This is a genomic window from Bradyrhizobium sp. NAS96.2, assembly GCF_001908235.1.
Lineage (GTDB): Bacteria > Pseudomonadota > Alphaproteobacteria > Rhizobiales > Xanthobacteraceae > Bradyrhizobium.
The window spans coordinates 1-1,374 of record NZ_LGHK01000414.1; the positions used below are offsets into that span (position 1 = coordinate 1).

At 66.4% G+C, this 1,374-nt stretch carries 1 protein-coding gene; it reads left to right on the top strand.

The genetic code is table 11. The features are described from left to right. Positions 1 to 110: 110 nt before the first annotated feature. Complete coding sequence (locus tag AC628_RS41625) at positions 111 to 1,313, top strand: integrase core domain-containing protein (protein ID WP_074132558.1); 1,203 nt, start codon at positions 111 to 113, stop codon at positions 1,311 to 1,313. The last annotated feature ends 61 nt before the right edge of the window (positions 1,314 to 1,374 follow it).

A 1,374-nucleotide genomic window follows, 5' to 3' on the forward strand; every position in this document is an offset into this window, starting at 1 on the left:
TCTCTCCTCTAGGCGACTCGTGGGGTACGAACCGGGCTGAGTCCTGACGTTTTAGACCGGGTTGATTCCTGACAGGCAAAGCTTCGTCTGATTCGAGGGAGGATCGGACGATGCCTTTCAGGGAGAGCAGTGCTGTGGAGGAGCGTATCGGGTTGTTTCGGGAGTACGAGACGGGGGTATTTTCGGTGACGGAGCTGTGCGCACGGCACGGCATCAGCCGGGAGACGTTCTACGTCTGGAAGCGCCGTCGCGAGAGTGGAGAGCCGCGCTGGTTCGAGGAACGAAGCCACGCGGTGCAGAGCTGCCCGCATGCGACGGCGGACCGGCTGGCCGATCGCATCATCGCAACGCGGCGCCAGTTCCCGCATTTTGGCCCGAAGAAGATCAAGGCATGGCTCGAGCATGAACGGCCCGAGGTCGACTGGCCAGCGGCCTCGACGATCGGCGACCTGCTCAAGCGCGAAGGCTTGGTCGAGGCGAGGCGGCGCCGTCGTCGAGCGATTGCGCAAGGCGAGGTGGTGGCGCCGGCGAGCGCGCCCAACGAGGAATGGGCGATCGACTTCAAGGGCTGGTTCCGGACCCGCGACGGGACCCGCTGCGATCCGCTGACCATCACCGATACGGCGAGCCGCTTCCTTGTCGAGGTACGCATCGTCGATCCGACGGGGGCCGGCGTCCGAGGCGCCCTGGAACGGGTTTTCCAGGACATCGGCCTTCCCAGTGCGATCCGCTCCGACAACGGCGCACCGTTTGGATCGACCGGAGCGGGTGGCCTTTCGGCGCTCTCGGTGTGGTGGCTCAAGCTCGGCATCGAGCCGCGCTACATCCCGCCGGCGAGCCCGCAGGACAACGGCCGCCACGAGCGCATGCACCGCACGCTGAAGGCCGAGACTTCGAAGCCGCCGGCGAACACGGCGGCCGAGCAACAGCAGCGCTTCAATGCCTTCCGCCATCACTTCAACGAACAACGGCCGCACGAGGCGCTCGACCAGAAACCGCCCGTCAAGCTCTGGCAACCGCCCTCGCGCGCTTGGCCGGGCCGTCTCGACGACCCCTGGTACGACGCCGATCACGAGGTTCGCCGTGTGCGTCCCACCGGCGAGGTCAAATGGCGTGGCGAGCACGTCTTCATCGGCGAGGCCCTCGCCGGCGAGCCCGTCGGCCTCTGCGAACACGACACCGGTGGCCACATCGTACGCTTCTGCGGCCGCGATCTCGGGTTGATCGATCGCGAGCGCCGTTTCCTGCGCTTTGCTCCGCCGCGTGCGCGGCTCCGCGTCGCACAGCAAACGGCGCAGACAGCACCACGATGACCGGATATTGTCAGCCATCAGCCCGGTCCAATATGTCAGGCATCAACCCGGTCGGACAGGA